A 5,764-nucleotide genomic window follows, 5' to 3' on the forward strand; every position below is an offset into this window, starting at 1 on the left:
TTACGCGCCTTATCAATTTCTTGCTCGCTACGGCGACGCATGTTTTCAACTTCAGCTTTTGCGCGAAGAACAGAATCTTGCTGCTCTTTCATTTTAGATTCGCTAGAAAGTAGTGCAGCTTCTAGTTGAGCGATTTTTGCTTCTTGCTCATCAACAGACTCTTCATTTAGCTCAGCTTCTTCAACTTTCTCAGCTTCAGCAATGATTTGATCTAGCTCTTCTTCCGTTACTTTGTTTTCTTCGTTGCTCATGATCTCTCCAGAATTCGTTTTCAATGCAAGTGACAGGTGTGTTTGCACCCCAAATTGATATAAAACACTCGCATAGACGTTCAACTTGCCTTTATTATGGGGATGAAGAATTTTGATTCAAGCCTAATTCGTTTGGAAACGTTATGAAAAAGCCATTTGAAGTCATCGCCATTATTGGTAAACCTCGAGATCAGCAAGCAATTCAGACTCATAGAGAGCTCTATCAGTGGTTAAGTACTGAGGGTTATCAAGTGTTTGTGGATGACAGACTCGCTACAATTTTAGACGATATCCCACAAGAACATTTTTCTAGCCTAATTGAATTAGGTAAACGCGCCGATCTCGCCATTGTGGTGGGTGGTGACGGAAATATGCTCGGTGCCGCTAGAATCTTGTCACGTTTCGATATTTCAGTGATTGGCGTAAACCGAGGTAACCTAGGTTTCCTTACCGATCTTAATCCTGAAAACTTCCAGAGTGCGCTTACTGATGTACTCAAGGGTGAATTCATGGAAGAAGAGCGCTTCTTACTTGAAACTGAAATTCATCGTCATGGCCAAATAAAAAGCCACAACGCCGCACTCAACGAAGCAGTACTTCACCCCGGTCAAGTCGCACATATGATCGAGTTCGAAGTGTATATCGATGACAGCTTCGCCTTCTCACAGCGTTCTGATGGCTTGATCGTCTCAACACCGACAGGTTCAACCGCCTATTCGCTTTCTGGTGGTGGTCCTATCCTGTCATCAAGCTTAAATGCAATTTCATTAGTACCAATGTTCCCGCACACCCTTTCAAGCCGCCCACTGGTAGTGGATGGAAAGCGTCGTATCAAGCTGATCGTATCGCCTGATAACCGCGGCACTCAAGAAGTCAGTTGCGATGGCCAAATCTCGCTACCGGTTTCCCCTGGCGATGAGATCCACATTTACCAAAGCCCGAATGTACTCAAGCTGATCCACCCTAAAGACTACAACTACTACCATGTTCTACGTAACAAACTAGGCTGGTCGAGTAAGTTGTTCTAAAAGAATAAAAGCTCCAGAAGTAACCGAATTATGAAAGGCTGACGACGTTCGTCAGCCTTTTTTATTGCCCATAGAAAGCCCGTAGGCTCTCGCTTCTCTGCAATTCCTTATACCTCCACTCCCGACAGGGAGGAACAACTGAGTTGGGAATCTACTGCGGTTTCAGTGATCTACAGACAACCTCAATTCTGAGATCTGTCGCAAAAAAATTTCACCCACCGACTTTACTGTATAAAGAAACAGTATATACTGGGATTATATACAGTATTGTTCAGTTATACAGGTAAATAAAAATGCTGGCTCATCTAAGTGTTAATAATTTCGCTATTGTTAAGTCTTTACAGCTAGAACTCTCTAAAGGCATGACAACAATCACCGGAGAAACTGGTGCGGGTAAATCTATCGCTATCGACGCTTTAGGCTTGTGTCTTGGAGGAAGATCTGATGCAGGAATGGTTCGACAAGGTGAAGAAAAAACCGAAGTCAGTGCCGCTTTTTTACTTGAGAACAATCTGCATGCTACCCGCTGGTTAGAAGACAATGAACTGCTTGATGGCGGTGAATGCATCCTACGCAGAACCATCTCTAAAGAAGGTCGCTCTCGCGCATTCATCAACGGCAGTCCCGTGCCTCTTTCACAATTAAAATCGCTTGGACAGCTGTTGATCAACATTCATGGTCAGCACGCGCACCATCAGTTGATGAAAAGCGATTACCAAATGGCCATGCTTGATCAATACGCAGGTCACTTGAACCTATTGAAATCGACACGTAATGCTTACCAAGCCTGGCGACAAGCCGATAACCACTTAAAAGAGTTACGTGAAAATAGCCAGCAAAACCAAGCTCAAAAACAACTTCTTGAATACCAAATCAAAGAGTTAAATGAGCTGTCTATTGGGGAGGAAGAATATGAAGACCTCGAACAAGAGCATAAGCGCCTCTCCAATAGCGGAGAACTGGCCACAACCTGCCAACAAGCTATCGAGCTTATTTATGAAGGCGAAGAAGTTAATGCGCTTGGTATTCTGCAATCGGCCAATAACTCCCTGATTCAGTTAGCGGAGCTAGATGAAAGATTGGCTGAGTTACCAAACTTATTGTCTGAAGCCATTATTCAGATAGAAGAAACCAATAACGAGTTAAGAACATACCTAGATGGCATTGATGTCGATCCAGGTCGTATGGCTTACGTTGAAGAGCGCTTCTCAAAAGTGATGTCGATGTCTCGTAAACATCACGTGTTGCCAGAAGAGCTTTATAAGCACCATCAAGACTTATTACAACAAGTTGAAGCGCTTGATTGCTCTGATGAAAAATTGGAAGAATTGGCAAACGAGGTAGAAAACCAATACCAGTCGTTCGTGGCTAAATCAGAGAAGCTTCATAAATCTCGAACTCGTTACGCAAAAGAACTCAACAAGCTGATCACGCAAAGCATGCATGAACTGAGCATGGAAAAAGCGCAGTTTGCCATTGAAGTAAACAACACCAACACACACCCTTCTCCATTAGGTATGGATAACGTGACCTTCATTGTTTCGACCAACCCAGGTCAACCAATGCAGCCCATTGCTAAAGTGGCTTCTGGGGGCGAGTTATCACGAATCTCACTAGCGATTCAGGTGATCACAGCGCAAAAAGTGGATACACCAAGCCTGATTTTCGATGAAGTCGATGTGGGTATCAGTGGACCAACCGCTGCGGTTGTCGGAAAAATGCTACGTAAGCTGGGCGAATCTACGCAAGTTATGTGTGTAACGCACTTACCTCAAGTGGCAGGTTGTGGACATCAACAACTGTTCGTTGCAAAGAACACGAAATCAGGTAAAACCGAGACTCAAATGCACACGCTTGATGAACAACAACGCGTTTCAGAGCTTGCTCGACTGCTTGGTGGCAGCCAAATTACCGAATCGACGCTTGCCAATGCAAAAGAGTTATTAATCGCAGCATAGGTTACATATTCAGCAACTTTCTGATAATTTACCGAAAATTCTTGGCAATTTTGCAACTTAATTCAAAATTGCCAGTCATAACAAGCTCAAAGCGCAAGGAGCTTTTTACTTCTTGCTGGAGCTTGTTTATTATCAGGCAGTATTTTAGCGAAGAAAGATCTCAAACTATGCGAATTAAAAAGTGGTTAGTTGCAGTTCCACTTGCACTAACAATGTTGACCGGTTGCTCTCTACTAGAGAAGTTGGTTTATCGAATTGACATCAATCAGGGTAACTATGTTGAACAAGAAGCTGTCGATCAGCTCAAGTTTGGCATGACAAAAACACAAGTTCGTTACGTTATGGGCTCACCTATGCTTATCGAAAATGGCTACCCAGATACGTGGTACTACATTTACCACCACCAAAAAGGCCATAACGACCCTATCCAGAAAAACCTTGTCGTGAACTTTGATGCCACTGGCACTCTAGTAACGATCAATGGTGATTTTGAAGCCAGTGATGAGTTCTTCGAAAGCCTTCGCTAGCTTTCAGTCAACAAAGCTCTCAGCTGATAAAGCTTTCCAGTCGACAAGGTATGAATCGCAAAAGCCTGCTCACATGAGCAGGCTTTTTAATATCTGCTAACAAATTAGCTGCGTGTCTAACCAACAGGCACAAAAAAGCTCGCCAACATTGCGAGCTCTCTTCTTAGTCGAATTTTTTTAGCACTACGATTTAGCTGCGGCTGCTTTCGCTTGCTCAGCACGCTTACGGCGGATCTCTTTTGGATCGGCTAACAGTGCTCGGTAGATTTCGATACGATCTTTATCGCGAACCGTCGCATCTAGCTTAACGTTGCGGCTGAACACACCAACCTTGTTTTTTGCTAAGTCGATCTCTGGGTATAATTCCAAAACGCCAGACTGCGCAATGATCTCTTCAACGGTCGCGTGCTTGTTTACTACTAAAGTAAACACACGCTGTTCATGCGGAAGTGCAAACACAACCTCTACGTGGATCATATCCGATTCAATAGTCATGGCTTAGTAGACCTGTTTCGCGCGTTGAGTAAAAGCACTGACCATATTACTCGTCAGCTCATTGAAAACCTTACCAAATGCCATTTCAATCATTCGGCTAGAGAATTCAAACTCTAACTTAAGCTCAACCTTACACGCTTGCTCATCGAGCGGAGTAAAATACCAACCACCCTGCAGCTTTTTGAACGGGCCGTCCACCAGCTCCATCAAGATCTCAGCGCCATCCGCTAAGCGGTTAGATGTGGTAAATGTTTTACTGATACCCGCTTTAGAGACATCAACCGAAGCCACCATAGTTGAATCTGAAGATTCGATCACACGTGAACCAGAACACCCTGGCAAAAACTCGTGATAACGAGCAACATCATTGACCAAGCTGAACATCTGGTCGGCACTAAACGACACTAATGCTGAACGAGTAACCTTTGGCATATAGACTCCTGTTAAAGACAGCGTTACATTAACACAAACTGCAATTTTAATTGTATTGGGCCAGAGCGCAAATAAAAAGGATTCCCCAACTAGGGTGCAATCCGTATAATGAGGCCATTATGGCAAAGAATAAATCAAAATCAAAAGCCGGTAGTAATACCATTGCGCTTAATAAGAAAGCTCGCCACGAATATTTCATCGATGATGAGATAGAAGCGGGGCTTGAGCTACAAGGCTGGGAAGTAAAATCCCTACGTGAAGGCAAAACCAATATCGCAGAAAGCTACGTCTACATCCGAGACGGCGAAGCATTCATCAGTGGTATGACGATCACTCCGCTAACTCAAGCGAGTACTCATATCGTGGCGAACCCAACACGCATCCGTAAACTACTAATGTCGAGAAAAGAACTCGACAACCTTATCGGTCGTATTAACCGTGAAGGCATGACGCTTGTCGCAACCGCACTTTATTGGTCTCGCTCTTGGGCGAAGATTAAAGTTGGCGTAGCGAAAGGTAAAAAGCTGCACGATAAACGTACTGATATGAAAGAAAAAGATTGGGCGAGAGATAAAGCACGAATTATGAAGAGTAATTTGCGTTAATTTTAAGCACTTAAACGCACAGTGCTAGACAGGCAAAGCTTTTCTGGTACTATGCAAATAACACTTGGGGCTGATTTAGGATTCGACAGGAATTTTGAAGTCTGAGGTGCATGCCGTGGGGCGGTTGGCCACGTTAAAAGCCGCAAAAAAATAGTCGCAAACGACGAAAACTACGCACTAGCAGCTTAATAACCTGCTCAGAGCTCTCTTACCCTAGCTTCCGCTCGTAAGACGGGGACCAATAAGAGATCAAACCCAAACTAGCTAGCGCGGATTCTCCCACCTGAGAGGAAAAGCGCGAATAACAATTCAGGTTAGCCTTTAACTAGCGTGTCGGTTCGCAGGTTGCTGGTGAAATTAAAGATCGACTAAGCATGTAGTACCAATGATGAATGATTTTTGGACGCGGGTTCAACTCCCGCCAGCTCCACCAAACGTTTGGAAAGGGCCAACTCGAAAGAGTTGGCC

The 5,764-nt window shown here is 44.1% G+C and carries 7 protein-coding genes and 1 other RNA gene; 5 read left to right on the forward strand and 3 right to left on the reverse strand.

The window, feature by feature from the left end:
• On the reverse strand, positions 1-251 hold a 251-nt coding region (gene grpE, locus AB4653_RS02085), incomplete at its 3' end, for a nucleotide exchange factor GrpE (RefSeq protein WP_372103201.1).
• A gap of 143 nt (positions 252-394) precedes the next feature.
• Here grpE and nadK point away from each other — a divergent pair.
• The 3 genes from nadK to bamE all read left to right on the forward strand — a co-directional run bounded on the left by nadK (position 395) and on the right by bamE (position 3,764).
• Positions 395-1,279, forward strand: a complete 885-nt coding sequence (gene nadK / locus AB4653_RS02090) for an NAD(+) kinase (RefSeq protein WP_009848328.1) — start codon at positions 395-397, stop codon at positions 1,277-1,279.
• 293 nt (positions 1,280-1,572) lie between these two features.
• Positions 1,573-3,237 (forward strand): DNA repair protein RecN, encoded by a 1,665-nt coding sequence (recN, locus tag AB4653_RS02095; protein WP_102258213.1) that lies wholly within the window; start codon positions 1,573-1,575, stop codon positions 3,235-3,237.
• Between the two features lie 167 nt (positions 3,238-3,404).
• Entirely contained in the window at positions 3,405-3,764 is a 360-nt protein-coding gene (bamE, locus tag AB4653_RS02100; protein ID WP_009848326.1) for an outer membrane protein assembly factor BamE, read from the forward strand.
• 183 nt (positions 3,765-3,947) lie between these two features.
• Here the strand turns inward: bamE and AB4653_RS02105 are convergent, their stop codons facing one another.
• Together AB4653_RS02105 and AB4653_RS02110 are read right to left on the reverse strand one after the other, a co-directional pair.
• The gene (locus tag AB4653_RS02105; RefSeq protein WP_009848325.1) at positions 3,948-4,259 is read right to left on the reverse strand and encodes an RnfH family protein; all 312 of its coding nucleotides are present in this window, start codon (positions 4,257-4,259) and stop codon (positions 3,948-3,950) included.
• A 3-nt stretch (positions 4,260-4,262) separates the two neighbouring features.
• Positions 4,263-4,691, reverse strand: coding sequence for an SRPBCC family protein (locus tag AB4653_RS02110; RefSeq protein ID WP_004735157.1), 429 nt, complete (start codon positions 4,689-4,691; stop codon positions 4,263-4,265).
• Between the two features lie 119 nt (positions 4,692-4,810).
• Here AB4653_RS02110 and smpB point away from each other — a divergent pair, with 119 nt between their 5' ends.
• Together smpB and ssrA are read left to right on the forward strand one after the other, a co-directional pair.
• A complete protein-coding gene (gene smpB / locus AB4653_RS02115; protein WP_004735156.1) occupies positions 4,811-5,296 on the forward strand; it encodes an SsrA-binding protein SmpB in 486 nt (161 codons plus the stop codon).
• Positions 5,297-5,362: 66 nt separating this feature from the next.
• Positions 5,363-5,729, forward strand: a transfer-messenger RNA (tmRNA) gene (gene ssrA, locus AB4653_RS02120).
• The last annotated feature ends 35 nt before the right edge of the window (positions 5,730-5,764 follow it).

Source organism: Vibrio sp. 10N.222.48.A3 (assembly GCF_041475345.1).
GTDB classification, from domain to species: Bacteria; Pseudomonadota; Gammaproteobacteria; order Enterobacterales; family Vibrionaceae; genus Vibrio; species Vibrio tasmaniensis_A.